The organism is Kitasatospora sp. NPDC054768, assembly GCF_053612025.1.
In genome coordinates this window covers 77,228-100,015 of the sequence record NZ_JBSHBN010000004.1, presented here as the reverse complement: position 1 = coordinate 100,015, position 22,788 = coordinate 77,228, and the positions used below count along the sequence as shown (strand labels likewise).

The window sequence follows — 22,788 nt, the reverse complement described above, 5'->3', positions numbered from 1 at the left end:
GAGCGGCACTCCGGGCGACGGGGGCGCGGGCCGGCCTCAGGCCGGAATGGCGTTGACGTACTCGCGCATCATCCGGGGGACCCGGTACGCGTACTGGTGGCCGCGATTCACCTGGACGACGGAGAAGTCGACCAGTTCGGCCAGGACGTCGAGGTTGCGGGAGGGCTCCCGGCCGGCCGGGCCGCCGCCGTCGACGGGTTCCTTCCGGATGTCGTCGATGGAGAACTCCTCGGGGAACCGGGAGAGCCGTCTGAGTGCCCGGCGCTGCCGTTCGTCGAGCAGTCCGTACGCCCAGGCGAGGCTGCGGTGCAGCGAGCGGTGGTGGGAGAGCCCGCCGACCTCCTCCTGGCCGAGGATCGGCAGCACCCGGCACTCGTCCACCAGGACGTGCAGGGGCACCGAGCGCATCCGCACGGCGGCGTTCTCGATCGCGAGCGCCAGGCCGCCGAGGCGTCGGCAGAGCTCGACCACCTGCGGCATCTGGTCGCCGAGGTCGAGCGTCGGGGCGACCGAGTGCACCCGGTGGCAGAACAGCTCGGCGGCCGGCGGGCAGCCGTACGGGCCGTCCGGGTGGTCGACCGACAGCGGTGAGACCTCCCACAGGTCGGCGGGGACCCCGGCGGGCGCCCGCAGCGAGGTGATCATGATGTGGAGTGCCGGGTGCCGCGCCAGCAGTGTCCTGACCTGCCGGGCCACCGTGTCGATGACGTGCTCGGCGTTGTCGACGACCAGCAGCAGCTGCAGCTCGGGGCCGGTCCGCGGGTCGCGGCCGAAGCCCCGGAGGAGGGCGTCGAGCGCGCGCTGGGCCTGGGCCGAGGCGGCCGCCGGGTCGACGGCCTCGGGGGTGACCGAGCCGAGCTCCAGGACCACGACGCCGTCCCGGAAGCGGTCCAGCAGGTGGGCGGCAGAGTCCAGCGCCAGCCGGGTCTTGCCGACCCCGGCCGGTCCGGTGAGCACCAGCGGACGGCCCGGTCGCAGGGCGGTCACGACGTGCAGCAGGTCGGCCCGTCGGCCGACGGTGATGTCCGTCTTGGGTCGCAGTCCCCGCCACCGCGCGTTGTCCGGGAGCTCGGCGACGCGGGCCGGGAATCCGGGTTCCGGCCGGGTGGGCGGCAGCCCGGCCGGGGCGCCCGCGTGAACGACCTGGGAGAGCAGGGTGTCGTCCCGGTTGGTCGCCGCGGCGAACAGCGCGCCCACCAGGAGTTCCACGGAACTGCGTCGCGGATTCTTGATGGCGCCGGTTTCCAGGTTGCGAATGGTGCGGACGCTGACAGTGGAGTGTTCGGCTAATTGCTCCTGGCTCCAGCCGACCATCTTCCGTTGGGTCACCAACATCGATCGAAGCTGATTGTTGTCCATTCCCCCGCGCTTCCTGCTGTTGTGAGCAGAATAAAAGTCAGAACTCGATGCGCCGCTTTTACGGCGCCCATCGCTCCGAAAAGCGATCACTGTCGCCGGGCGGTCGGGCAGCCGGGCGGAGTGCGGGCGTGCGCGCTCGTTCCGGCAGGGGGCGCAAGGGACCCGGGCCGCCAGGTGTCAGGGCCGCCAGGTGCCTGGGCGGCAGTGTGCCAGTGCCGTGGAATAATGAATCGGGGACGTGATGACGGGTTGTCGCAGTTGTTCGTGGCGGTCTTCGGCGATGATTCGACGGTGATTCGAGGTGAGGTGATCGCCGCCATCGGCTGCTCAAGCGACGCGCGAACGAGTGTACTACGCGGACTATTTTCGGCGAAGCGGTCACAGTGTTCGATTTGCCCCTCCGGGACCGGCAACTTCGCTCCGGATCCGGCAATTTTCGGCATTGCGGCCGATATTGTGCAAGCATTATCGGCCACCGTGGCCGAATCCCGTCGCTTGTTCCCGGAGTCGGGCATCGATTGTTCATGGAATCGACCGCCGCCCGTTCCCGGGTCGGATCGGCGCCGTCCGGCGGGCTGTCGGGCGCCCTCGGCCGGGGTTGTCGGGGATGCCGGCCGGGGTTCTCGGGGGATACTCGTTCAACTGCGGAAACCCCGGTGGGTGCCCAGGGAAACCCGGTTGAGCCCACCCACAGCCGAAGGATAAGAAGAGGAAATGACAACGCTCAAGGAGCAGCTGCACGAGAACCTCACGGCTGCCATCAAGGACCGGGACGAGCTGCGCGCGTCCACCATCCGGCTCACGCTGGCCGCCGTCACCAGCGAGGAGGTGGCGGGCAAGCAGAAGCGCGAGCTGTCCGACGCCGATGTGCTGAAGGTGATCGGCCGCGAGGCGAAGAAGCGCCGGGAGGCGGCCGAGGCCTTCGACACGGCGGGCCGGACGGAGCAGGCGGCCCGGGAGCGGGCCGAGGGCGAGGTGCTGGCGACCTACCTGCCCAAGCAGCTCTCCGACGAGGAACTGGCCGCGATCGTGGCGGCCGCCGTGGCCGAGAGCGGTGCGAGCGGCCCGCAGGGGATGGGCGCCGTCATGAAGCTGGTGAAGCCCAAGGTCGACGGTCTGGCCGAGGGCGGCCGGGTCGCCGCGGCCGTGAAGGCCGCCCTGGCCTGAGCCGGGTGCCCGGACACCCCCGCGGACGCCGGTCCGCCGGTCCCGTCCCGTCGCCCAGGTGACGCCCCCAGGTGACGCCCCGCCCCGGTCGTGCGCCGCCCCGGCAGCACGCCGAAGGGGCGCCCTCCGCACTGGAGGGCGCCCCTTCGCCGTGTCGGCCGTTCGCGGCCCGGGACGGGTCAGCCGTTCCCGTTGCCGCCGCCGTGCCGGCCGCCGTTCCCGTTCCCGTTGCCGGGGAAGGGCGGGAAGGTGAACCCGCCGGGGAAGCCGCCGGGCAGTCCACCGGGGAGCCCGCCGGGCTGGCCGCCGGGCTGACCGGGGTTGCCGCCCTGCTGCGGCGGCGGGGGGTTGCCGCCGGGCTGCGGGGCGTTCGGGTCGGTGGCCGGTGCGGTGGCGCCCGCCGGGGGAGCGGCCGGCTGCGGGTCCGGGATGTTGGCGGTCTGGATCGGCTCCAGCGGCGTTCCCTTGAGAGCCTGGTTCATCGCCATCGCCCAGATCGGGCCGGGGCCGTCGGCGCCGAACACCTCGGGGTAGTACTTGCCGCCGATGGTGATGTTCTTCATCTTGACGCCGCCGGCCGGGCCGCCGAGCCAGACCGCGGCGGCCAGCGACGGGGTGTAGCCGCTGAACCAGGCGGCCTTCTTCTCGTCGGTGGTACCGGTCTTGCCGGCGATCTTGCGGCCGTCGTCCATGGTCAGGGCGGCCGCGGTGCCCTTCTCGGTCACGTTGAGCAGGACGGCGTTGAGCGAGTCCGCGGTCTGCTCGGAGAAGGCCTGGCTGCACTGGGACTGCGGGACCGGGATGTCCTTGCCGTCCACCGTGGTGATCTTGTTGATCGCGATCGGGGTGCAGTACTTGCCGCGGGCGGCGAAGGTCGCGTAGACGTTCGCCATGGTCAGCGGGGAGAGCTCCAGGGTGCCGAGGACCATCGAGGGCACCTCCTGGAAGGCGTCGCCCTTGGCGGACTGGGTGATGCCCAGCTTGTTCGCCATCTGCTTCATCGCGCAGAGGCCGACCTGCTGCTCCATCTGCACGAAGTAGGTGTTGACCGAGCGGGCCATGGCCTCCTTCAGCTGGTACGGCCCGACCTCGCTGTCCTGCTCGTTCTTCACCGTCTCCTTGGGCTTGACGGTGTTCTTCCAGGTGCCCGAGCAGGTGGACATCTGCGGGTACTCGATCTTGTTCTCGGACGGGAACGCCTGGGTGTTCGACATGCCCGACTCCAGCGCGGCCGCGGCCAGGATCGGCTTGAAGGTCGAACCGGTCTGGAAGCCGTTGCCGCCGCCCATCGCGGCGTCCACGTTGAGGTTGACGACGGTCTGGTTCTTGTTCGGGTCCAGGCCGTACGGGCGGGTCTGGGCCATCGCCAGGATCTTGCCGCTGCCCGGCTCCATCATGGTCGCGGCGGCCGACACCGTGTCGGTCACGTTGACCTTCTTGGTGACGGCGTTCTGCGCGGCGGCCTGCTTGTCCGGATCCAGCGTGGTGTAGATGTTCAGGCCGCCGGTGTTCCACACCTTCTTGCGCTCGTCGGCGTTCTTGCCGAAGGCCGGGTCCTGCTTGACCACGTGGCGGACGTAGTCGCAGAAGAAGCCCATGCCGGCCTGGGCGGTGATGCAGCCGTTCTGCGGGTCCTTGTACTTCAGGCCCAGCGGGGCGGCCTTCGCCTCCTTCGCCTGGTCGGCGGTGATGTGCTTGTTCTCCAGCATCTTGTCGATCACGACGTTGCGGCGCTTGACCGTGTTCTCGGGGTAGCGCACCGGGTCGTAGGACGACGGGTTCTGCACCATGCCGGCCAGGGTGGCGGCCTCGGCGACGGTCAGGTCCTTGTTGCTCTTGCTGAAGTAGCGCTGGGAGGCGGCCTCGACCCCGTAGGCCTGGTGGCCGTAGAAGGTGATGTTGAGGTAGTTGGTGAGGATCTGGTCCTTGGACAGGTCCTCCTCCAGCTTGATGGCGACCTTGAGCTCCTGGATCTTGCGGCCCAGGGTCTTGCGCTGGGCCTCCAGGACGGCCGCCTGGTCGTCGCCGGCCTTCTCCACGTTGACGTTCTTCACGTACTGCTGGGTCAGCGTGGAGGCGCCCTGGGAGGCGGTGCCGCTCTCCGCGTTCTTGCTGACCGCGCGGAGGATGCCCTTGAGGTCGACGGCGCCGTGCTCGTAGAAGCGGGCGTCCTCGATGTCCACCTGGGCGTGGCGCATGAACGGCGACATCTGATCGACGGTCAGGACCGTGCGGTCGCGCTCGTAGACCTTGGCGATCAGCCCGCCCTTGGCGTCGAAGATCTGGGTGGCCTGGGTGAGCGGCGGGGTCTTGAAGTCGTCCGGGATGTTGTCGAAGCTCTCCGCCGTGTCCTTGGCGGTCAGCCCGATGGCGCCGACGGCGGGCAGGGCGAGACCGGCCAGCAGGACTCCGGAGAGCACGCTGACGCCCAGGAACTTCACGCCGTTGCCGGCGTGCTCCAACGGTGATCCGCCGGTCCTGCCGCGCGGAGCTCCGGTGTTGCCTGGGGGCTGGGGTGCCTGTGGGCGCTTCGGTGCCATGGGGAGAACCCTACGTCGCGGATTCCCGCACACAGCGGCAGGCGTTCGCCTAGGCTTGTCACAAGCTTGCGACAGCTTCGGTGCGTCAACATCGCTCACTCTTGTGGGCGAGGAGACTTGCCCGGAATGCCCTGTGATGGCCGGGTTTTGAGGCAGCTGTGGCCTACTGTACCCGTGTGTTCAGTCACGCTCCGTGGTGACTCCTGTGGCGAGAGTGCGGGCTCCGCTTTTGGCAAGGCGTGCGACCTGCGATCACTCCAACGAGTGAGCTGATTGATACCCATAGTCCAATCGGGTCATTCGAGATTGAGCCCGAAGGGGCTGTTGCAAGCTGTCGTTCTTCCGTAACGTCCTCAACTGGCAACGGTGAATATGCCGTTGCCGCCGTGGGGGAGCCTCGAAACGGGAGAGGACGGCGCCGGCATGGGCTGGGTTGACGACTGGAGTGCGCAGGCCGCCTGCCGCACGAGTGATCCGGACGAACTGTTCGTCCAGGGGGCGGCGCAGAACCGCGCGAAGGCGGTGTGCAGCGGCTGCCCCGTCCGGACGGAGTGCCTCGCGGACGCCCTGGACAACCGGGTGGAGTTCGGGGTGTGGGGCGGGATGACGGAGCGCGAGCGCCGTGCGCTGCTGCGCCGCCGCCCGACCGTCATCTCGTGGCGGAGGTTGCTGGAGACGGCACGCACCGAGTACGAGGAGTCCCTCGCGACCGGAGTGATACTGACGGACTACGCCCAGGCGGGCTGAGCCCTACCGCCACCGCGCGGTCCGGGCCGGTCGGCCCTCGGGCACGGGCTACACCGCGCCGTTGAGCCGGTCCCCGATGGCCCGGAGCCCGTCCAGGTCGTGCACGTCGCCCGGCAGCGCCGGCACCTCCACGATCGGCACGTCCGGGTACACCGAGACGAAGCGGTCGCGGGTGCGGCGTTCGCGCCCCATGATCTGCATCCGTTCGGCGTGCAGTCGCAGCAGCCCGGCCGCGAGCAGTTCCGCAGCGGGCGAGGCGTGCTCCGAGCCGTTCTCCTCCAGGGCCTCGGCGGCCGCCAGCGCCCGCTCCGCGGTGAGCTGCGGTGCCCCCGTGTCGTGCACCCGGTTGAGCACCAGCCCGGCCAGCGGCATCCGGTCCGCGGCCAGCCGGTCCACGAAGTACGCCGCCTCGCGCAGCGCGTCCCGCTCCGGCGCGGCCACCACCAGGAACGCCGTGCCCGGCGCCTTGAGCAGCTGGTACGTACGGTCCGCGCGCTCCCGGAAGCCGCCGAACATCGAGTCCATCGCGCTGACGAAGGTCTGCACGTCGGTCAGCAGCTGAGCACCGAAGATCTTGCCCAGAGTGCCGGTGAGCAGTCCCATCCCGACGTTCAGGAAGCGCATCGCGCTGCGCCCGCCGACCTTGGCCGGGGCGGTGAGGATCCGGATCACCCGGCCGTCCAGGAAGGATCCGAGCCGGTTGGGCGCGTCCAGGAAGTCCAGTGCCGAGCGGGACGGCGGGGTGTCCACGACGATCAGGTCCCACTCCTCGGCGGCGCGCAGCTGCCCGAGCTTCTCCATCGCCATGTACTCCTGCGTGCCCGCGAAGCCGGCCGACAGGGACTGGTAGAAGGGGTTCTCCATGATCGCCTTGGCCCGCTCGGGCTCGGCGTGGGCCAGCACGACCTCGTCGAAGGTCCGCTTCATGTCCAGCATCATGGCCTGGAGCTCGCCGTCGCCGGTGACCCCCTTGACCACCCGGGGGGTGTTGTCGAGTTCGGTCAGGCCCATCGACTGGGCGAGCCGGCGGGCCGGGTCGATGGTCAGCACCACGACCTTGCGGCCGCGCTCGGCCGCCCGCAGGCCGAGCGCCGCGGCGGTGGTGGTCTTGCCGACGCCGCCGGAGCCGCAGCAGACGATGATCCTGGTCTTCGGGTCGTCGATCAGCTCGTCCACCGCGAGTCGCCGCCCGGTGCTCCGTACCCCGCTGTTCGAGGTCATGCCGCCCCCTGCCGCTTCAGTTCGCCCGCCAGCCGGTACAGCCCGCCGAGGTCCACGCCCTCGCCCAGCAGCGGCAGTTCGTACGTCGGGAGCCGCAGCTGCTGGATGTCGGCGCGCTGCGCGCGCTCCAGCTCGACCCGCTCGGCGTGCTCCCTGGCCTGCGCCAGCAGGGGGTCGATCAGCGGCTCCACCGCCGCCCGGACCTTCTCCGCGGCGCGCGTGCGGCCGCCGAGCCCGGCCTCGCCGAGCGCCACGGCGACCTCCTCGCGGTGGTCCCCGTCCACCGCGGCCACCGCCGCCGCGTCCAGCACCGGCGGCCGGACCATGTTGACCATCACCCCGCCCACCGGGAGCTTCGCCTCGCGCAGCTCCCCGATGCCGTCGACCGTCTCCTGCACCGGCATCTCCTCCAGCAGGGTGACCAGGTGCACCGCGGTCTCCGGCGACTTCAGCACCCGCATCACGGCCTGCGCCTGGGTGTGTATCGGGCCGATCCGGGCCAGCCCGGCGACCTCCGCGTTGACGTTCAGGAACCTGGCCAGCCGCCCGGTCGGCGGGGCGTCCATGACCACCGCGTCGTAGCGCCGCCGGCCGGCCGGGTCCTTGCGCCTGGTCGCCTCGCAGGCCTTGCCGGTGAGCAGGACGTCCCGCACACCGGGCGCGATGGTGGTGGCGAAGTCGACGAAGCCGACCTTCTGGAGCGCCTTCCCGGCCCGGCCGAGCTTGTAGAACATCTCCAGGTACTCCAGCAGCGCCAGCTCGGTGTCGATCGCCAGCGCGAAGACCTCGCCGGGCCCGCCCCCACCGGCGGGTAGCCCCAGCTGGGCGCGGGAGACCGAGGCGATCCGGCGCTCCTCGTACGGCAGCGCGGCGATCCCGAACAGCTCGGCGATGCCCTGCCGGCCCTCGACCTCGATCAGCAGCACCCGTCCGCCGTCGGCGGCGAGCGCCAGGGCCAGCGCCGCGGCCAGCGTGGTCTTCCCGGTGCCGCCCTTGCCGCTGACCACGTGCAGCCGGACGCCCTCCCAGTCGGGGTCGCGCCGGGCCGCCTGGCCGGGGGTGCGTGCCACGCTCCGTCTCCGTCCGTCTCCGTCCTACGGGCGTCCCCTCCTGACGAGGGTGCCCCTCACCAGGGTCCCCTCCCGACGGGGGTGCCCTTCACCAGGGTGCCCTCTCGCGAGGGTAACCAGGGAGCGCACCGGATGCCCGGAGCACCTGGGCCGTCAGGCCGGATCATGCCCTCTTTGTGCCCCACCTCACACGCCTCGCGGCCGTCGGAGCGGATCACCGCGACGGCTCGTCTAGAGTCTGGCCATGACCAAGTGGGAATACATGACGGCGCCCCTGCTGGTGCACGCCACCAAGCAGATCCTGGACAACTTCGGCGAGGACGGCTGGGAGCTCGTCCAGGTCGTGCCCGGCCCGAACCCGGAGCAGCTGGTGGCCTACTTCAAGCGGGAGAAGAACGCATGAGCAAGGTCGAGGAGAAGCTCGCCGAGCTGGGTCTGACCCTGCCTCCGGTGGCCGCCCCGGTCGCCGCCTACGTGCCGGCCGTGCACTCCGGCGACCTCGTGTTCACCTCCGGCCAGCTCCCGGTGGTCGGCGGCAAGCTGCCGACCACCGGCAAGGTCGGTGCCGAGGTCTCCCCGGAGGAGGCCAAGGACCTCGCGCAGATCTGCGGGCTGAACGCCCTGGCCGCCGTGAAGTCCGTGATCGGCGACCTCGACCGGATCGAGCGGGTCGTCAAGGTCGTCGGCTTCGTCGCCGCCGCCCCCGACTTCATCGGTGTCCCGGCCGTCGTCAACGGCGCCAGCGAGCTGCTCGGCAAGGTGCTGGGCGCTGCGGGCGTGCACGCCCGCAGCGCCGTCGGCGTCGCGGTGCTGCCGCTGGACGCCCCGGTCGAGGTCGAGCTCGTGGTGCGCGTCAAGACCGTCTGAACGTGATCGCGGGGGCGGGGCCGGGCCTGTCCGGCCCCGCCCCCGTGTGGCCGGAGTGTGTCCGATCGATCCGTGAGCCTGGCGGGAATCGCCGGGCACGCCCTAGCATCCGGGCATGGACCATCGAGCGACGACGCTCCCGATGCCGCCCGGCTGGCCCGCCCGGATCCGGGCGGTCGCATCCGGCGCGGTGACCCCGCCGGTGCCCAGGCCCGCCGCCACCGTCGTGCTGCTGCGCGACGCCGCCGGGGGGCCGGAGGCCTACCTGCTGCGCAGGCGCACCTCGATGGCCTTCGCGGCCGGGATGTACGCCTACCCCGGCGGCGGGGTGGACCCGCGGGACGCCGAGGTCGAGCCGGGCTGGGCCGGGCCGACGCCCGGGGAATGGGCGCGACGGCTCGGGGTGGACGCCCGGACGGCGCGGGCGGTGGTCTGCGCGGCCGTCCGGGAGACCTTCGAGGAGGCCGGCGTGCTGCTGGCCGGCCCGGACGCCGACAGCGTCGCCGCGCCGCGCGACTGGTCCGCCGAGCGGGCCGCGCTGGAGGCGCACGAGCTGTCCTTCGCCGAATTCCTCCGCGACCACGGCCTGGTGCTGCGCAGCGACCTGCTGAGCGGCTGGGCCCGCTGGATCACCCCCGAGTTCGAGGAACGGCGCTACGACACCTGGTTCTTCGTCGCCGCGCTGCCGGCCGGCCAGCGCGCGGCCCTGGAGGTCGGCGAGGCCGACCGGGTCGCCTGGCTGACCCCCGCCGAGGCGGTGCGCGGCCACCGGGAGGGCCGGTTCGGCATGCTGCCGCCGACCGTGACGGTGCTGCGCGAGCTGTCCTCGGCCCGGACCGCGGCCGAGGCACTGGCCGCGGCCGCCGACCGCCCGCTGACGCCGGTCCTGGGCCGGGCCGAGATCCGCGGCGACCGCCTGACGGTCCGCTGGCCCGGCTACCAGGAACTGACCATCGACGGGGAGTTCCCCGAGGGCTCCTGACCGTTCCACCGGTGGGGCCTCCCGGGCCCCCGTACCGGCTGCGGGTCGTACACCCCGCAGGACGCGACCTTCCCGTACCGACGCAGAGAGAGGACCGACGCCCGATGACCCACAACGACGTGGCTCGCCGGACGGCGCCCGAGATGCCCGCCCGCCGTCTGACTCCCCGTGACCCCGCCTGCGTGAGCCAGGTCCCGTTCGTCGAGGTGGCGCAGCGCGCCCTCGTCCGGGCACTGCCGCTGCGGGCCCTGCACCGAGACGGCGGAGGCGGCCGGTGAGCGGACTCCTGCCGGGCGACCCCGCCGCCGCCGTCGGCGGCGAGGCCACCCCTCGGGCGCTGTGCGTGCTGGCACCGAACCCGTCGCCGATGACGCTGGACGGCACCAACACCTGGCTGCTCTCCGAGCCCGGCTCGGACCTCGCGGTGGTGATCGACCCGGGCCCGCTGCACGAGGGCCACCTGCGCCGGGTGGTCGACCTCGCGCGGGAGCGGGGCAAGCGGATCGCGCTGACCCTGCTCACCCACGGCCACGCCGACCACTCCGAGGGCGCGGCCCGCTTCGCCGAGCTGACCGGCTCCGAGGTGCGGGCCCTGGACCCGGCGCACCGGCTGGGCTCGGAGGGCCTGGTGGGCGGCCAGCGCCTGGACGTCGGCGGCCTCGACCTGCGGGTGGTGGCCACCCCGGGGCACACCTCGGACTCGCTGACCTTCCACCTGCCGGACGACGGTGCGGTGCTCACCGGCGACACCGTGCTCGGCCGCGGCACCACGATGGTCGCGCACCCCGACGGCCGGCTGGGCGACTACCTGGACTCGCTGCGCCGGCTGCACACCATGGCCTCCCAGCACGGCGTGCGCACGGTGCTGCCCGGCCACGGCCCGGTGCTCGGGGACGCGCTGGGCGCCGTCGACTTCTACCTGGCCCACCGGGCCGCCCGGCTCGCCCAGGTGGAGACCGCGGTCGAGGCGGGCTGCCGGACCGCGCCCGAGGTGGTGGCCCGGGTCTACTCCGACGTGGACCGGGCGCTGTGGCCGGCCGCCGAGCTGTCGGTGCGGGCCCAGCTGGACTACCTGGAGGACCACGGGCTGATCCCGGGCGCCGAGTGATCCCCTGAACGCGGGAACGCGGGGGTGAACGCGGAGGGGCCCGTCCGATCCGGACGGGCCCCTCCGCGTTCGCGGGCGTCAGCGGCGTTTCGCCGGCGTCAGCGCGAGCGGCGCGACAGCCGCTCGACGTCCAGCAGCACCACCGCGCGGGCCTCCAGCTTCAGCCAGCCGCGGCCGGCGAAGTCGGCGAGCGCCTTGTTGACCGTCTCGCGGGAGGCGCCGACCAGCTGGGCCAGCTCCTCCTGGGTGAGGTCGTGGGCGACGTGGATGCCCTCCTCGGACTGCACGCCGAACCGGCGGGAGAGGTCCAGCAGGGCCTTGGCGACGCGGCCGGGCACGTCGGAGAAGACCAGGTCGGACATCACGTCGTTGGTGCGGCGCAGGCGGCGGGCGATGGCCCGCAGCAGCGCGATGGAGACCTCGGGGCGGGCGTGCAGCCAGGGCTGGAGGTCGCCGTGGCCGAGGCCCAGCAGCTTGACCTCGGTCAGCGCGCTGGCGGTCGCGGTGCGCGGGCCCGGGTCGAACAGCGACAGCTCGCCGATCATCTCGCTGGGGCCGAGCACGGCCAGCATGTTCTCGCGGCCGTCCGGCGAGGCGCGGTGCAGCTTGACCTTGCCCTCCGCCACGACGTACAGCCGGTCGCCCGGGTCGCCCTCGTGGAACAGCGACTCCCCACGGGCGAGGGTGACCTCGGTCATGGAAGCGCGCAGCTCGCCGGCCTGTTCGTCGTCGAGTGCCGCGAAGAGTGCGGCGCGCCGCAGAACGTCGTCCACGTGCTTCCTCCTTCTCGGCCGTACGGCGGGTGGGCCGTCCGGCGCAAGTTCCGTTCAGTGTTCTGCATCACCAAGCATGGCGCATGTCGCTCCGATCATATGAGGAGGGGGTGTGCCGAGGTGCGCCGTGCGGGGCCATTCGTACCGGTGGATCACCGGCCGGACCCGGTGACGGGAGCCCGGGGGAGGCCGCCGGTCGAACCTTTGTCCATCCGATTCGAACAGGGAAGCGGGCCCCGCCGTGCGGGCGTGTCCCGCCGCCGGTCCGCCCGGCGACGCGCGCCGGGCGGACCGGGGGGCGGACCGTACCGGAGCCGGGTGATCAGCCGGTGAAGCCCAGCTCGGCGAGGGCCCGGTCGATCCGGGCGCGGTGCGCGGCCTCCCAGTCGTCCAGGGTCTCGGCCGCCTCCTTGGCCAGCCTCGCCCGGGCCGCCTCCAGGACCCGCGCCCGCTCGGCGGCGGGCACCACCACGACACCCTCCTCGTCGGCCACCACGGTGTCGCCGGCCGCCACCGACACCCCGCCGCAGGTCACCGGGGCGCCGTGGGTGCCCAGCCGCTCCTTCGCCCCGGGGATCGGGATCACCCCGCGGGCGAAGACCGGGAAGGCCAGCTCCCGCACCTCGGCGAGGTCCCGGATCAGGCCGTCGGCCACGAAGGCCGCCACGCCCCGGCGCTGCGCCACCGCGCAGACGTTGCCGCCGGCCAGCGCGTGGTCCAGGTCGCCGGACTCCACCACGATCACCGAGCCGGGCCCGGCCCGGTGGATCGCCGCGTGCAGCATCAGGTTGTCGCCGGGCGGGCACCGCACGGTGAAGGCCGGTCCGGCCACCCGGGGCATGCCCGTCCACAGCGGTCGCAGGCCGGCGTCCATGACCTGGGCGCGGCCCAGGACGTCGGCCAGGGTGGTGGTGGGGATGTCCTTGAAGTCCTCGTCCATGCTTCCTCGTCCGTCGTTGGTCGTCCGTCGGTGATTGTCCGTCGTTGGTCGTGCGCCGGTGACGCGACTCCGGTGATCGCCGGAAGACTGGACGGTGCCCCCGGGCCGCGCGTCAGGCGTAGAACTTCAGCAGTTCCGGCGCCAGCACCTCGGCGGACACCTCGTGGGTCTGGCCGTCCAGCGTCCGGTACTCGGCGTCCGGCACGGCCGCCGCCACCGCGCGGGCCGGGGCCCGCAGCGTCTCCGGGCTGGCGCCGCCGTCCAGGACCAGGGTCGGCACGGCGATCGTGGCCAGCAGGTCGACCGGGACGACCGCGCCGGTCCGGTCGCCGAGCGCCGCCGCGTCGTACGCCAGGGTCGGTGCGACCGCCTCGAACAGCGGCCACACCGGCGCGCCGCGCATCCCGTCCACCATCTCCGCCGGCGTCCCGGCGTAGACCATGAGGGCCGCGACCGCGTCCCCGCGGCGCCCCTCGGCGAGCGCCGCCGTCAGCTCGGCGACGTACTGGCGGAAGCGCTCGCTCTGCGCCTCCCCGGTGCTGAACGGCGGCTCGTAGACGGCGAGTCGGGTGATGCCGGTGCCCGCGGCGGCGGCCCGCAGCGCGAGTGCGGCGCCGGAGGAGTGGGCGAGGACGTGGGCCGAGCCGCCCGCCGCCGCGATGACGGCGGCCAGGTCCTCGATCTCGCGCTCCACCGCGAAGGGCGGGGTGTCCCCGCTGTCGCCGCGACCGCGCCGGTCGTAGGTCCACACGGTGTGCCGCGCCGCCAGCTGTTCGGCGATCGAGGCGCTCGGCCCCATGCCGCGGTGGCACAGTGCGCCGTCGACCAGGACGACGGCGGGGCCGGAGCCGGTGACGGAGAAGGCGAGGACGGTGCCGTCGGTGGAGACCACGGTGCTCATGGGTGTTCCTTGCTGTCGTACGAGTCGGTTGTGGAGGTAGACCGGGGTTCGCCGCAGAACTCATCGCTCCGGCCGAAATTTTCTTCCGGAGCTTCCGGAGCCCTGTGGCGGGGTGTCCGAGCGGCTATATGTTTCACGGGTAAATTACCTGCTAACCTTTTTGTATGGTCACAACCGCCCAGTTCCGCCAGGCACTTCGGGTCGGTCCGGCCGGGGACGGCTGGCACAAGCCCGCGCTCAGCGCCGTGGTCACCCTCGGCGCGCTCAACCTCACCCTGCTCGGCCTCGGCCGGCTCGACCTCGCCCTCTACACCTCGGCCGGCGGCCTGGGCGCGCTGTACGGGCACGGCCTGCCCTACCGGGCCCGGGCCCGGACGCTGGCCGGCGTGCTGCTCGGCACCGTGCTCAGCACCGGCGCCGCCCTCACCGCCGCCGCACTGACCCGCGACGCCGCCGTCCTGGTCGCGGTGGCGGCGGTGCTCGCCGCCCTGCACAAGCTGCTCTGCGACGCCGCCCGGATCGGCCCGCCCGGCAGTCTGATCATCACTTTCACCTCCGCCAGCTGCGCCTTCCTCCCGCAACGGCTCGCCGAGGTCCCGCCGCACCTGGCGCTCACCGCGCTCGGCGCCGCGCTGGCCTGGCTGGTCTGCATGGCCCCGGCCCTGGTGCGCCCGTACGGGCCCGAGCGGATCGCCACCGCCCGCGCCCTGGAGGCCGCCGCCCGGCTGCTGCGGCCCGGGCCCGGCCGGCCGGAGCCGGACGCCGCCGCCCGAACCGCCCTGGTCGGCGCGGTCGAGGCGGCCTGGCAGAGCCTCGCGCTCTCCACCCCGTCCCGGCGGCGCGCCCTCGGCGACGCGCCCGAGCGGCTGCTGGTGCGCGCGGAGGCCGCACTGGCCGGACCGGACCGGCCCGCCGACGCCGCGCGGTACCTCGACCTGGCCCGCGACCTGCGGCGCGGCCGCCCGCTGCCGACGCTCGACCTCACCGAGGCGGAGGCGGCCGAGCCTTCCGTCCGCCGTCCCGGCCCCCGACCGCCGCTCCGGCGGGCGCTGCGGCCCGGCTCGGCGCTGCTGCCGATCGCGCTGCGGGTCGCCGTCGGCTGCGCCGGTGCCGGGTGGATCTCGCTGGCGCTCGGCGTCGGCCGGCCGTACTGGGCGGTGGTCACCGCGGCCTCGGTGTTCCAGGCCAACAGCACGCTGTCCTGGCAGCGCGCGCTGCAGCGGGTGCTGGGCAACCTGCTCGGCCTGCTGCTGTTCACCGCCGCGCTGCCCGTCGCGCACACCGGCCCGGTGGCGCTGATCGGACTCGGGCTGGTCTGCCAGTTCGGGGCGGAGGCGACGATCGCCCGCAGCTACTGGCTGGCGACGGTCTTCGTGACCCCGATGGCGCTGCTGATGACGGAGTTCGCGGGCCCGCAGCCGGCCGGGGCGCTGATCGCCGACCGCTGGCTGGACACCTGCGTCGGGGCGCTCGCCGGCCTCGCGGCCTGCCTGCTGGTCACCAACCGCCGCACCGCCGCCCGGCTGACCCGCGCGCTCGCCGGAGCGGAGGCGGCCGGCCACCGCGCGTCGGCCGCCGTCCGCGCCGCCTCGCCCGCCCCGCCCGTCGCGCCCGCCTCGTCCGTCCCGGGCGTCCGGGCCGTCGCGGCCGGGAGCACCCCGGACGCCCTCGCCGCCCGTACCGGCCTCGCCGCGGCCCTGCTGGAGCTGCGCGAGGCCACCGACACCGCCGCCGGCGAGTGGCGCCGACCCGCCCTCCCGCACCAGCGCGCCACCGCCACCGAGCAGCAGGCCCACCACCTGCTGGCCGCGCTGCTGGAACACCGCGGCCGCGACGGCCTGTCCGATCCCGGCCCGGCCCTGCCGGACACGGCCCGGGCCGCGACGGGCACGGCCGGGGCCGCGACGGGCACGGCCGGGGCCGCGACGGGCACGCCCTAGGATCGAAGCCGAACGGCAGGCCGCAGAACGGGAGCAGCACACGTGGAGGACGTCGTCGCAGGTGTGCTGCGCCAGTGGGAGCGGGCCTACCCGGGGCTGGACACCGGTCCGATCGCCGTCCTCGGCCGGATCAACCGCTGCGCCGCGCTGCTCCAGCAGACCCCCGACCCGCTCACCCGGGCCGGCCTCACCCGCGCCGAGTTCGACATCCTCGGCGCCCTGCTCCGCCTCGACCGCGAGCTGACCCCCACCCAGCTGGCCCGGGAGAGCTTCGCCTCCGGGGCCGCCGTCACCAAGCGCCTGCGGCTGCTGGAGGAGCGCGGCCTGGTCAGCCGCCGCACCGACGACCGGGACCGCCGGGTCGCCCACCTCGCGCTCACCGAGGAGGGCCGGACGCTGGTGGACGGTCTGATCCAGGAGCTCGTCGCCTACGACCGCGCCCTGCTGGCCGGACTCACCCCCGCCGAGCAGGACCGGCTCGCCGAGGCCCTCAGCGGCCTGCTGAACAGCCTTGAGGGGACGATCGGCCGCACCCCGGCCTGAGCCGGCGAACCGTGGCGGAGCGTCAACGGTGGTGCTCCGGCGGGAAACTATGCTCGTGGTGCGGGCGCACGGGGGCGCCGGGTGCGCGGCGGGCTCCCGCTGGGCGCGCGGTGTGTCGAGCCGTCTACCGGGAGTTCCCCTTGGGCCACAGCGCGGACCGAACCGACGCCGATCGCTCCCGTCCGAAGCACCCCGGCGGCTTCGGGCGCTTCGGTGGCTCCGGCGGCTCCGGTGACCCGCTCGCGCGGCTCACCCGGGGCATCGTGGTCATGGTCGCCGTCGGCTTCTGCGCCGCCTCGGCGCTGGCCACGGTCCGCAACCACGACGGCCTGGCCTACCAACTGCCCGCCGTCGCGCTGCTGCTGGTCCTGCTCGGCCTGCAGATCGGGCACGCCGGTCCGTGGCGTCTGGCGCGGCGCTGGTGGCCGTGGAGCCTGGTCGTCCACGGGGTGCTCACCTACCTGCCGTTCCTGTTCTTCGACGGGGCGTGGGTCGGCATCCCCGGGTCATTCGCCGGTTCGGTGCTGCTGACGGTCGCGTTGCCGCGTTCCTGGATGCTGTTCGTCGCACTGGTGGCCGCCCAGTACCCGCTCTGCGCGGCACTGGGCGGGAACCCCGGCCAGTGCGTCAATGCGTCGGTGTCCACCGCCGTGGGCGGCATCGTGGTCTACGGGGTGGCACGACTCGCCGACCTGACAGCCGAGTTGAGGGCGGCCCGGACCGAGCTGGCCGAACTCGCGGTGGACCGGGAACGGCTGCGTTTCGCGCGCGACCTGCACGACCTGCTCGGCTCCAGCCTCTCGGTGGCGGCGCTGAAGTGCCAGCTCGCCGAACGGCTGGCCGCGGACGAGCCGGAACGCGCCCGCGCGGAGATCTCCGAGGTGCTGGCACTGGTGCGGCAGGCGATGGCGGACACCCGCCGGCTCCCCAGCGGCGACCTCGGGATGTCCCTGGCGCGGGAGGCGCGTTCGGCGGTCTCGGTGCTGCGGGCGGCCGGGATCGGGGTCGAGGCCGAACTGGACTGCGAGGGGCTGCGGCCCGAACTCGACGCGGTGCTGGCCACCGTGCTGCGCGAGGCGGTCACCAACCTGCTGCGGCACAGCGCGGCCCGGCGCTGCGGGATCCGGGCCGGCCGGGACGGGCTCGGCACGGTGCGCCTGGTGGTCTCCAACGACGGCGTGCCGCGCGAACCGGGCGGCGCTCCGGGTGAGCCGGGCGGTGCTCCGGCAGGCGAACCGGGCGGCGCTCCGCGCGAGGAGGGCGGCGGGCCCGGGTCGGAGGGCGGCGGCCACGGCATCGGGAACCTCACCGAGCGGCTGCGGGCCGTCGGCGGCCGGCTGACCGCCGAGCGGGACGGAGCGGGCTGGTTCCACCTCACGGCCGTCGTCGAGGCCGCGCCCGCCCGGGAGGCCGCCCGCGCCGCCTGACCGGGCCCGCGCCGCTACTCGCGCATCCCCATCATCTCGACCGGCTTCCGGCGCAGCGCCAGCCGGGTGGTCAGCAGGACGGTGCCCATCCCCAGCAGCGCCGCCCCGCCCAGCACCGCGGCCACCCAACTCCCGGGCGGCGCGGGCCAGGCCGTCCCGGTGAGCGCCAGGCTGACCGGGACCAGGACGGCGGCGGTGACCGCCGCACCGAGGGCGAGAGCCACCGCGACCGTGATCCCGCCCTCCCAGGCCGCCATCCGCAGCACCTGCGGCCGCGTGGTGCCCACCAGCCGCAGCAGCGCGAACTCGCGTCGCCGCTCGCCGGTGGCCATCACCAGGGTGTTGACCACGGCGATCGCGGTGAACAGGCCGATCATGCCGAGCAACAGCCGTCCGACCGCGGTGGCGGACTCCTGCCGCTGTCTGCGGGCCGCGTCGTACTCGGCCCGGTCGCCGACCCGGGCCATCGGGTAGGCCGCGGTGAGGTCGTGGAGTTCCCGGCCGACCTGCCGGGGGTCGGTTCCGGGGGCGGTACGGACCAGGACGGTCGGCGTGAGCGGGTCCGGGGCATGGGCGGCGGCGAAGGGGGCGGGCAGCAGGGCGTCCGCGAACCGCGCGTCGTGGTCGTACACGGCGGCCACCGTCGCGGTGCCGCCGGTGCCGTCCGGCCATGCGATCCGGACGGTGCTGCCGACGCCGGCCTTGAGCGCGGCGGCCGTCCGCTGCCCCAGCGCGATGTCCGCGTCGCGCAGCCCGTCCAACGAGCCGGCCGTCACCCCCGGGTCGACCAGCTCCGCGAGCCCCCGCGGCTCGACGATCCGGGCGGTCAGCCCGTACTGGTCGACGTCCCCGACGGAGGCTCGGACGGTCGTGGAGACCGTGCCGTCGGCCGCCGCGACGCCCGGCAACCGCCGTACCGCGGCGGTGAATTCCGGCGGCAGGCCGATCCCGACGGCCTGGACCACGTGGTCGGCGAGCAGCCGTCGGCCGTCCTCGGCCGCGGTGGCCCGGGCCTTGACCACTGGGACGAACAGCACCGTGCCCGTGAAGGCCACCGCCAGCACCAGCGGGGTGACGGCGGCGGCGAAGCGGCGCGGCTGGGCCCGCAGCGCGGCCGAGGCGAGGAAGCCGGCCGCCGGGAAGAGCCGGCCCACCGGCCCGCCGATCGCCACGCTCGCGACCCGGCCGATCAGCGGTCCGAGCAGGGCCACCCCGAGCAGCAGCACCAGCACCATGCTCTCGGCCGTCCCCGCCCCGCGGTGGCCGTCGGTCGAGTTGGCCAGCACCGTGCCGGACCCGGCGAGCGTCACGAGCCCGAGCCCGGTCCGGATCCGGCCGATGCCGGGCGGCGGCGCCGAGGCGTCGCGCAGCGCCCGGGTGGGCTCGACCCGGGAGGCCCGGCGCGCGGCGGCCGCGACGGCCAGCTGCGCGGTGACGACGACGCCGCCGAGGACGATCAGCGGGGCGGTCGGCCCGATGTGCAGCGGCACGTCCGAGCCGACCACCCCGCGGTCGACCAGTTCGCCCCGCAGCAGCGCGGCGAGGCCGGTCCCGGCGGGGAGGCCGACGACCGCGGCCGCGAGGGTCAGCACCAGCGTCTCCAGGGCGATCATCCGTCGCACCTGTCCGGTGGTGGCGCCGACCGCCCGCAGCAGGGCCATCTCGCGCAGCCGCTGCTGGATGGAGAGCGCGAGCGCCCCCGCGACCACGAAGGCCGCGACGAACAGCGACAGCACGCCCGTCGTCCCGGCCAGCGAGGAGAGGCCGTCGCCGGGCCCGGGAGCGCCGGAGAACTCCAGCTCGCCCCGCTCGTCGCCGGTGTGCACCCGGGGCCCGGACCAGTCCGGCACGCCGGCGCGGTCCCGTGCCGCGGCGAGTACCCGCCGGGCCTGCTCGGCCGGTGCCCGCAGGTCGGCCCCCTCCCGCACGGTGAGCCCGATCGCGTCCGCGCCGGCCGCCGTCCCGGCGAGCTCGGCGGCCTGCCGGGGGCTGAGGAAGAGCGCGCTCTGACGGGCCAACTCCTGTGGTGGCGCGGCGAGTCCGGCCACGGTGTAGCCGCGCGGCGCCTCGGTGGTGGCCAGCCGTACGGTGCCGCCGACCGTGACCCCGGCCCGGGCGGCCGTCGCGGTGTCGAGGACCACCTCGTCCGGCCCGGTCGGGGCGCGGCCGGCGGTCAGCCGGAACGGGGTGAGGGCGGCGCTCGTCCAGGAGTGCCCGAGCGAGGGGCCGCCCTGCGGTCCGGTGAGGACCTGCCCGGAGGCGGTGACCACGGCCGCCGGGAAGGAGACCTCCGGGACGGCGGCCGTGACGCCGGGCAGCCGGGCGAGTTCCGCGGTCAGCGGGCCGGCGTCCGGGATGCGGGTGCCGTCGCCGACCATCACCGGGGCCCCGGCCCAGCGCTCGGTGGGGGTGCCCGCGCGCAGGGCGGACTCCATCAGGACCCCGCAGGCGACGGTCAGGACCAGGGCGCAGACGAGCGCGGTGAAGGCGCCGGCGAAGCCCGCCTTCCGGGCCCGCACCGTTCGCCAGGCCAGCTTCAACACGCGGCTCGACCCCCCGGTGGTTCGCCCTCGATGACATCGCGAGCGTAGTTCCGGGGGCATCGGCCGGATTTCGGTTCGTCAACGAAGGGAGGCCTCGTTGAGGCGTCCTGTGGGCCGTCCACGGGCGGATCCATGCGAAACGCACGGTCCGTCGAACCGGCGGGGCCGTACTGCCCGGGTGTTGGGGTGCCGGTCGCCGAAGCGCGTAGCGCGTAGCGTGAGGCGTGGGGCGTGGGGCGTGGGGCGCGGGGCGCGGGGAGTGCCGGGGGGCTACGCCGTCGGCAGCCAGCCCATCTCCTCGGCGATCCGGATCGCGTCGACCCGGCCGCGGCCCCCGGTCTTGGCCACCGCGGCGGCCAGGTGGTTGCGCGCGGTGCCCGTGGAGATGAACAGCCGACCGGCGATCTCGGTGGCGGAGTCCCCCTGCGCCGCGAGCCGCAGGACCTCCGACTCCCGGGGCGTCAGCGGGTTCTCCCGGGTGTCCAGGGCGGCCAGCGCCAGCTCCGGGTCGACGACGCGCTCGCCGGCGGCCACCTTGCGGATCGCCGCCGCCAGCTCCTGCGCCGGGGCGTCCTTCCCGAGGAAGCCGAGCGCGCGGGCGGAGAACGCGGCGCGCAGGTGGGCGGGTCGCACCAGCCCGGTGAGGACCAGCGTCCGGCACCCGGGGAGCTTCTCGTGCAGTTCGGCCGCCGCCCGCAGCCCGTCCAGTCCGGGCAGGTCGATGTCGAGCACCGCGACGTCCGGGCGCACCTCCAGGGCGGTCGGCACCACCAGGTCCCCGCGCTCCACGTCGGCGACGACCTCCAGGTCCTCCTCGTACGCGAGGAGGGCCACCAGCGCGCCGCGCACCATGCTCATGTCCTCTGCCAGCAGGACCCTGATCATCCGTACTCTCCCCCTGTCAGGTGACGGCCACGGGCGGACTTCATTAGACAACAGGCCTTGCCAGGACCGGTTTCCGTGCTTGATCGGCCGCGAGCGGTCCGCCGGTCGGCGTAGCCTTCGTGCATGGCAGAGAGCAAGGTCCGGAAGGCCGCGGCGCAGGAGCCGGTGGCGAAGAAGGCGGCGGTGAAGCCGAGGAAGCCGGAATCGCGCCTGGCGATGGTGCGGCGGGCCCGGCGGATCAACCGCGAGCTGGCGGAGCTGTACCCGTACGCGCATCCGGAGCTGGACTTCGAGAACCCGTTCCAACTGCTGGTGGCCACCGTGCTGTCGGCGCAGACCACCGACCTGCGGGTGAACCAGACCACCCCGGCGCTGTTCGCGAAGTACCCGACGCCGGAGGACATGGCGGCGGCGAACCCGGAGGAGCTGGAGGAGATCATCCGCCCGACCGGCTTCTTCCGGAACAAGGCGAAGTCGCTCCTGGGCCTCTCGATAGCGCTGCGCGACGAGTTCGGCGGCGAGGTCCCCGGCCGGCTGGCCGACCTGGTGACCCTGCCCGGCGTCGGCCGCAAGACCGCCAACGTCGTCCTCGGCAACGCCTTCGGGGTCCCCGGCATCACGGTGGACACCCACTTCGGGCGGCTGGTCCGGCGGTTCGGCTGGACCACCGAGGAGGACCCGGTGAAGGTCGAGGCGGCCGTCGCCGAGATCTTCCCGAAGTCGGAGTGGACGATGCTCTCGCACCGGGTGGTCTTCCACGGCCGCCGGATCTGCCACTCCCAGAAGCCCGCCTGCGGCGCCTGCCCGATCGCGCCGCTCTGCCCCTCGTACGGCGAGGGGGAGACCGACCCGGAGAAGGCACGCAAGCTGTTGAAGTACGAGATGGGCGGCCGGCCCGGGCAGCGGCTCCGGCCGCCGGCCGACTTCCCCGGCGAGGCGGCCGCCCGCGCGGACGCCGCCGGCCACCACGGGCACGTCGCGGACCTGGCGGTGGACGCATGAGCGGGCGGTGGGGCCACCCCGGGCCGGAGGCCGGGGGAGTGGCGCGGGGCATCGAGCCGGACGGGCTGCCGCGCTGGCTGGAACCGGTCCGGGAGGCGGCCGAGCGGGTGTTGCCGGAGCAGCTGAGCCGCTTCCTGCCACCGGCCGAGGGCGGCCGGCCGGCGGCCGTGCTGATGCTGTTCGGCGAGGGACCGGAGGGTCCGGACCTGCTGCTGATCGAGCGGGCCCGCTCGTTGCGCTCGCACGCCGGCCAGCCGTCCTTCCCCGGCGGCGTGCTGGACCCGGAGGACGGCGATCCGAACGGCCCGGGCCCGATCGCGGCGGCGCTGCGCGAAGCCTGGGAGGAGACCGGCCTGGACCCGGCCGGGGTGCAGGTGTTCGCGGAGCTGCCCCGGCTGTACATCCCGGTGAGCAGCTTCGTGGTGACCCCGGTGCTCGGCTGGTGGCGCGAGGAGACGCCGGTGCGCCCGGTGGACGCGGCCGAGACCGGCGCGGTGTTCCGGGTCACGATCACGGAGCTGGCCGACCCGGCGAACCGGGTGCGGCTGCGCCACCCGTCGGGGCACATCGGGCCGGCCTTCGCGGTCGCCGGGCGGCTGGTCTGGGGCTTCACCGCCGGCGTGATCGACCGGGTGCTGCACCACGGCGGCCTGGAACTGCCCTGGGATCCGTCCCGGATCGTCGACCTCTCGGACGACGCGCTGGCCCTGGTCCAGGGAGACCTCGAACACTCCCGGGTGCTGCCGGGCGGCGACGCCGACGCTTCGTGACCG

21 protein-coding genes are annotated in these 22,788 nt (G+C 74.1%); 12 read left to right on the top strand and 9 right to left on the bottom strand.

Annotated features, from left to right (window positions below):
• Positions 1-36: 36 nt before the first annotated feature.
• Positions 37-1,329: a helix-turn-helix domain-containing protein gene (locus tag ACWGKU_RS02250; protein WP_452179951.1), complete on the bottom strand. Its 1,293-nt coding sequence runs from the start codon at positions 1,327-1,329 to the stop codon at positions 37-39.
• A 744-nt stretch (positions 1,330-2,073) separates the two neighbouring features.
• On the opposite strand from ACWGKU_RS02250, the gene ACWGKU_RS02245 reads away from it, so the two are divergent.
• Complete coding sequence (locus ACWGKU_RS02245) at positions 2,074-2,526, top strand: GatB/YqeY domain-containing protein (RefSeq protein ID WP_359905693.1); 453 nt, start codon at positions 2,074-2,076, stop codon at positions 2,524-2,526.
• Positions 2,527-2,705: 179 nt separating this feature from the next.
• Here the strand turns inward: ACWGKU_RS02245 and ACWGKU_RS02240 are convergent, their stop codons facing one another.
• Positions 2,706-4,988, bottom strand: coding sequence for a transglycosylase domain-containing protein (locus ACWGKU_RS02240; RefSeq protein ID WP_452179952.1), 2,283 nt, complete (start codon positions 4,986-4,988; stop codon positions 2,706-2,708).
• Between the two features lie 501 nt (positions 4,989-5,489).
• On the opposite strand from ACWGKU_RS02240, the gene ACWGKU_RS02235 reads away from it, so the two are divergent.
• The gene (locus ACWGKU_RS02235; protein ID WP_030240986.1) at positions 5,490-5,813 is read left to right on the top strand and encodes a WhiB family transcriptional regulator; all 324 of its coding nucleotides are present in this window, start codon (positions 5,490-5,492) and stop codon (positions 5,811-5,813) included.
• A 48-nt stretch (positions 5,814-5,861) separates the two neighbouring features.
• Here the strand turns inward: ACWGKU_RS02235 and ACWGKU_RS02230 are convergent, their stop codons facing one another.
• Positions 5,862-7,034, bottom strand: a complete 1,173-nt coding sequence (locus ACWGKU_RS02230) for an ArsA family ATPase (protein WP_359905699.1) — start codon at positions 7,032-7,034, stop codon at positions 5,862-5,864.
• A complete protein-coding gene (locus ACWGKU_RS02225) occupies positions 7,031-8,104 on the bottom strand; it encodes an ArsA-related P-loop ATPase (protein ID WP_401056346.1) in 1,074 nt (357 codons plus the stop codon). The genes ACWGKU_RS02230 and ACWGKU_RS02225 overlap by 4 nt, the downstream gene beginning before the upstream one ends.
• A gap of 244 nt (positions 8,105-8,348) precedes the next feature.
• Here ACWGKU_RS02225 and ACWGKU_RS02220 point away from each other — a divergent pair, with 244 nt between their 5' ends.
• The 5 genes from ACWGKU_RS02220 to ACWGKU_RS02200 all read left to right on the top strand — a co-directional run bounded on the left by ACWGKU_RS02220 (position 8,349) and on the right by ACWGKU_RS02200 (position 11,061).
• Positions 8,349-8,507 (top strand): DUF4177 domain-containing protein, encoded by a 159-nt coding sequence (locus ACWGKU_RS02220; RefSeq protein ID WP_094743074.1) that lies wholly within the window; start codon positions 8,349-8,351, stop codon positions 8,505-8,507.
• A complete protein-coding gene (locus ACWGKU_RS02215) occupies positions 8,504-8,971 on the top strand; it encodes a RidA family protein (protein ID WP_452191313.1) in 468 nt (155 codons plus the stop codon). Before ACWGKU_RS02220 ends, ACWGKU_RS02215 begins: the two co-directional genes overlap by 4 nt.
• Before the next feature lie 115 nt (positions 8,972-9,086).
• Positions 9,087-9,953 (top strand): NUDIX hydrolase, encoded by an 867-nt coding sequence (locus tag ACWGKU_RS02210; protein WP_452181077.1) that lies wholly within the window; start codon positions 9,087-9,089, stop codon positions 9,951-9,953.
• 104 nt (positions 9,954-10,057) lie between these two features.
• Positions 10,058-10,231: a hypothetical protein gene (locus tag ACWGKU_RS02205; RefSeq protein ID WP_359905710.1), complete on the top strand. Its 174-nt coding sequence runs from the start codon at positions 10,058-10,060 to the stop codon at positions 10,229-10,231.
• Positions 10,228-11,061, top strand: coding sequence for an MBL fold metallo-hydrolase (locus tag ACWGKU_RS02200; RefSeq protein ID WP_452181076.1), 834 nt, complete (start codon positions 10,228-10,230; stop codon positions 11,059-11,061). The genes ACWGKU_RS02205 and ACWGKU_RS02200 overlap by 4 nt, the downstream gene beginning before the upstream one ends.
• Positions 11,062-11,159: 98 nt before the next feature.
• On the opposite strand, the gene ACWGKU_RS02195 is transcribed toward ACWGKU_RS02200, so the two are convergent.
• From ACWGKU_RS02195 to ACWGKU_RS02185, 3 genes are all read right to left on the bottom strand, one after another.
• Entirely contained in the window at positions 11,160-11,834 is a 675-nt protein-coding gene (locus ACWGKU_RS02195) for a Crp/Fnr family transcriptional regulator (protein ID WP_030288117.1), read from the bottom strand.
• Between the two features lie 322 nt (positions 11,835-12,156).
• Positions 12,157-12,774, bottom strand: a complete 618-nt coding sequence (locus ACWGKU_RS02190) for an RraA family protein (RefSeq protein ID WP_401047766.1) — start codon at positions 12,772-12,774, stop codon at positions 12,157-12,159.
• A 112-nt stretch (positions 12,775-12,886) separates the two neighbouring features.
• The gene (locus tag ACWGKU_RS02185) at positions 12,887-13,675 is read right to left on the bottom strand and encodes an alpha/beta fold hydrolase (protein WP_401047769.1); all 789 of its coding nucleotides are present in this window, start codon (positions 13,673-13,675) and stop codon (positions 12,887-12,889) included.
• A gap of 164 nt (positions 13,676-13,839) precedes the next feature.
• Here ACWGKU_RS02185 and ACWGKU_RS02180 point away from each other — a divergent pair, with 164 nt between their 5' ends.
• From ACWGKU_RS02180 to ACWGKU_RS02170, 3 genes are all read left to right on the top strand, one after another.
• On the top strand, positions 13,840-15,615 hold the full coding sequence (locus tag ACWGKU_RS02180; RefSeq protein ID WP_452180500.1) for an FUSC family protein: 1,776 nt from the start codon (positions 13,840-13,842) through the stop codon (positions 15,613-15,615).
• A gap of 42 nt (positions 15,616-15,657) precedes the next feature.
• The gene (locus ACWGKU_RS02175) at positions 15,658-16,158 is read left to right on the top strand and encodes a MarR family winged helix-turn-helix transcriptional regulator (RefSeq protein ID WP_359901973.1); all 501 of its coding nucleotides are present in this window, start codon (positions 15,658-15,660) and stop codon (positions 16,156-16,158) included.
• 140 nt (positions 16,159-16,298) lie between these two features.
• Positions 16,299-17,585, top strand: a complete 1,287-nt coding sequence (locus ACWGKU_RS02170) for a sensor histidine kinase (protein WP_452180501.1) — start codon at positions 16,299-16,301, stop codon at positions 17,583-17,585.
• 14 nt (positions 17,586-17,599) lie between these two features.
• Here the strand turns inward: ACWGKU_RS02170 and ACWGKU_RS02165 are convergent, their stop codons facing one another.
• The gene (locus ACWGKU_RS02165) at positions 17,600-20,128 is read right to left on the bottom strand and encodes an ABC transporter permease (protein ID WP_452180502.1); all 2,529 of its coding nucleotides are present in this window, start codon (positions 20,126-20,128) and stop codon (positions 17,600-17,602) included.
• Positions 20,129-20,398: 270 nt separating this feature from the next.
• A complete protein-coding gene (locus ACWGKU_RS02160; protein WP_380541493.1) occupies positions 20,399-21,013 on the bottom strand; it encodes a response regulator in 615 nt (204 codons plus the stop codon).
• A 123-nt stretch (positions 21,014-21,136) separates the two neighbouring features.
• On the opposite strand from ACWGKU_RS02160, the gene nth reads away from it, so the two are divergent.
• Positions 21,137-22,015: an endonuclease III gene (nth, locus tag ACWGKU_RS02155; protein WP_380357878.1), complete on the top strand. Its 879-nt coding sequence runs from the start codon at positions 21,137-21,139 to the stop codon at positions 22,013-22,015.
• Positions 22,012-22,785, top strand: coding sequence for an NUDIX hydrolase (locus tag ACWGKU_RS02150; RefSeq protein WP_401054446.1), 774 nt, complete (start codon positions 22,012-22,014; stop codon positions 22,783-22,785). Before nth ends, ACWGKU_RS02150 begins: the two co-directional genes overlap by 4 nt.
• The last annotated feature ends 3 nt before the right edge of the window (positions 22,786-22,788 follow it).

Bases quoted from the DNA above. Each gene is read 5' to 3' on its own strand.
- ACWGKU_RS02245 (WP_359905693.1), top strand. From the start codon at position 2,074: ATGACAACGCTCAAGGAGCAGCTGCACGAGAACCTCACGGCTGCCATC.
- ACWGKU_RS02235 (WP_030240986.1), top strand. From the start codon at position 5,490: ATGGGCTGGGTTGACGACTGGAGTGCGCAGGCCGCCTGCCGCACGAGT.
- ACWGKU_RS02230 (WP_359905699.1), bottom strand. From the start codon at position 7,034: ATGACCTCGAACAGCGGGGTACGGAGCACCGGGCGGCGACTCGCGGTG.
- ACWGKU_RS02220 (WP_094743074.1), top strand. From the start codon at position 8,349: ATGACCAAGTGGGAATACATGACGGCGCCCCTGCTGGTGCACGCCACC.
- ACWGKU_RS02215 (WP_452191313.1), top strand. From the start codon at position 8,504: ATGAGCAAGGTCGAGGAGAAGCTCGCCGAGCTGGGTCTGACCCTGCCT.
- ACWGKU_RS02210 (WP_452181077.1), top strand. From the start codon at position 9,087: ATGGACCATCGAGCGACGACGCTCCCGATGCCGCCCGGCTGGCCCGCC.
- ACWGKU_RS02205 (WP_359905710.1), top strand. From the start codon at position 10,058: ATGACCCACAACGACGTGGCTCGCCGGACGGCGCCCGAGATGCCCGCC.
- ACWGKU_RS02190 (WP_401047766.1), bottom strand. From the start codon at position 12,774: ATGGACGAGGACTTCAAGGACATCCCCACCACCACCCTGGCCGACGTC.
- ACWGKU_RS02185 (WP_401047769.1), bottom strand. From the start codon at position 13,675: ATGAGCACCGTGGTCTCCACCGACGGCACCGTCCTCGCCTTCTCCGTC.
- ACWGKU_RS02180 (WP_452180500.1), top strand. From the start codon at position 13,840: ATGGTCACAACCGCCCAGTTCCGCCAGGCACTTCGGGTCGGTCCGGCC.
- ACWGKU_RS02160 (WP_380541493.1), bottom strand. From the start codon at position 21,013: ATGATCAGGGTCCTGCTGGCAGAGGACATGAGCATGGTGCGCGGCGCG.
- nth (WP_380357878.1), top strand. From the start codon at position 21,137: ATGGCAGAGAGCAAGGTCCGGAAGGCCGCGGCGCAGGAGCCGGTGGCG.
- ACWGKU_RS02150 (WP_401054446.1), top strand. From the start codon at position 22,012: ATGAGCGGGCGGTGGGGCCACCCCGGGCCGGAGGCCGGGGGAGTGGCG.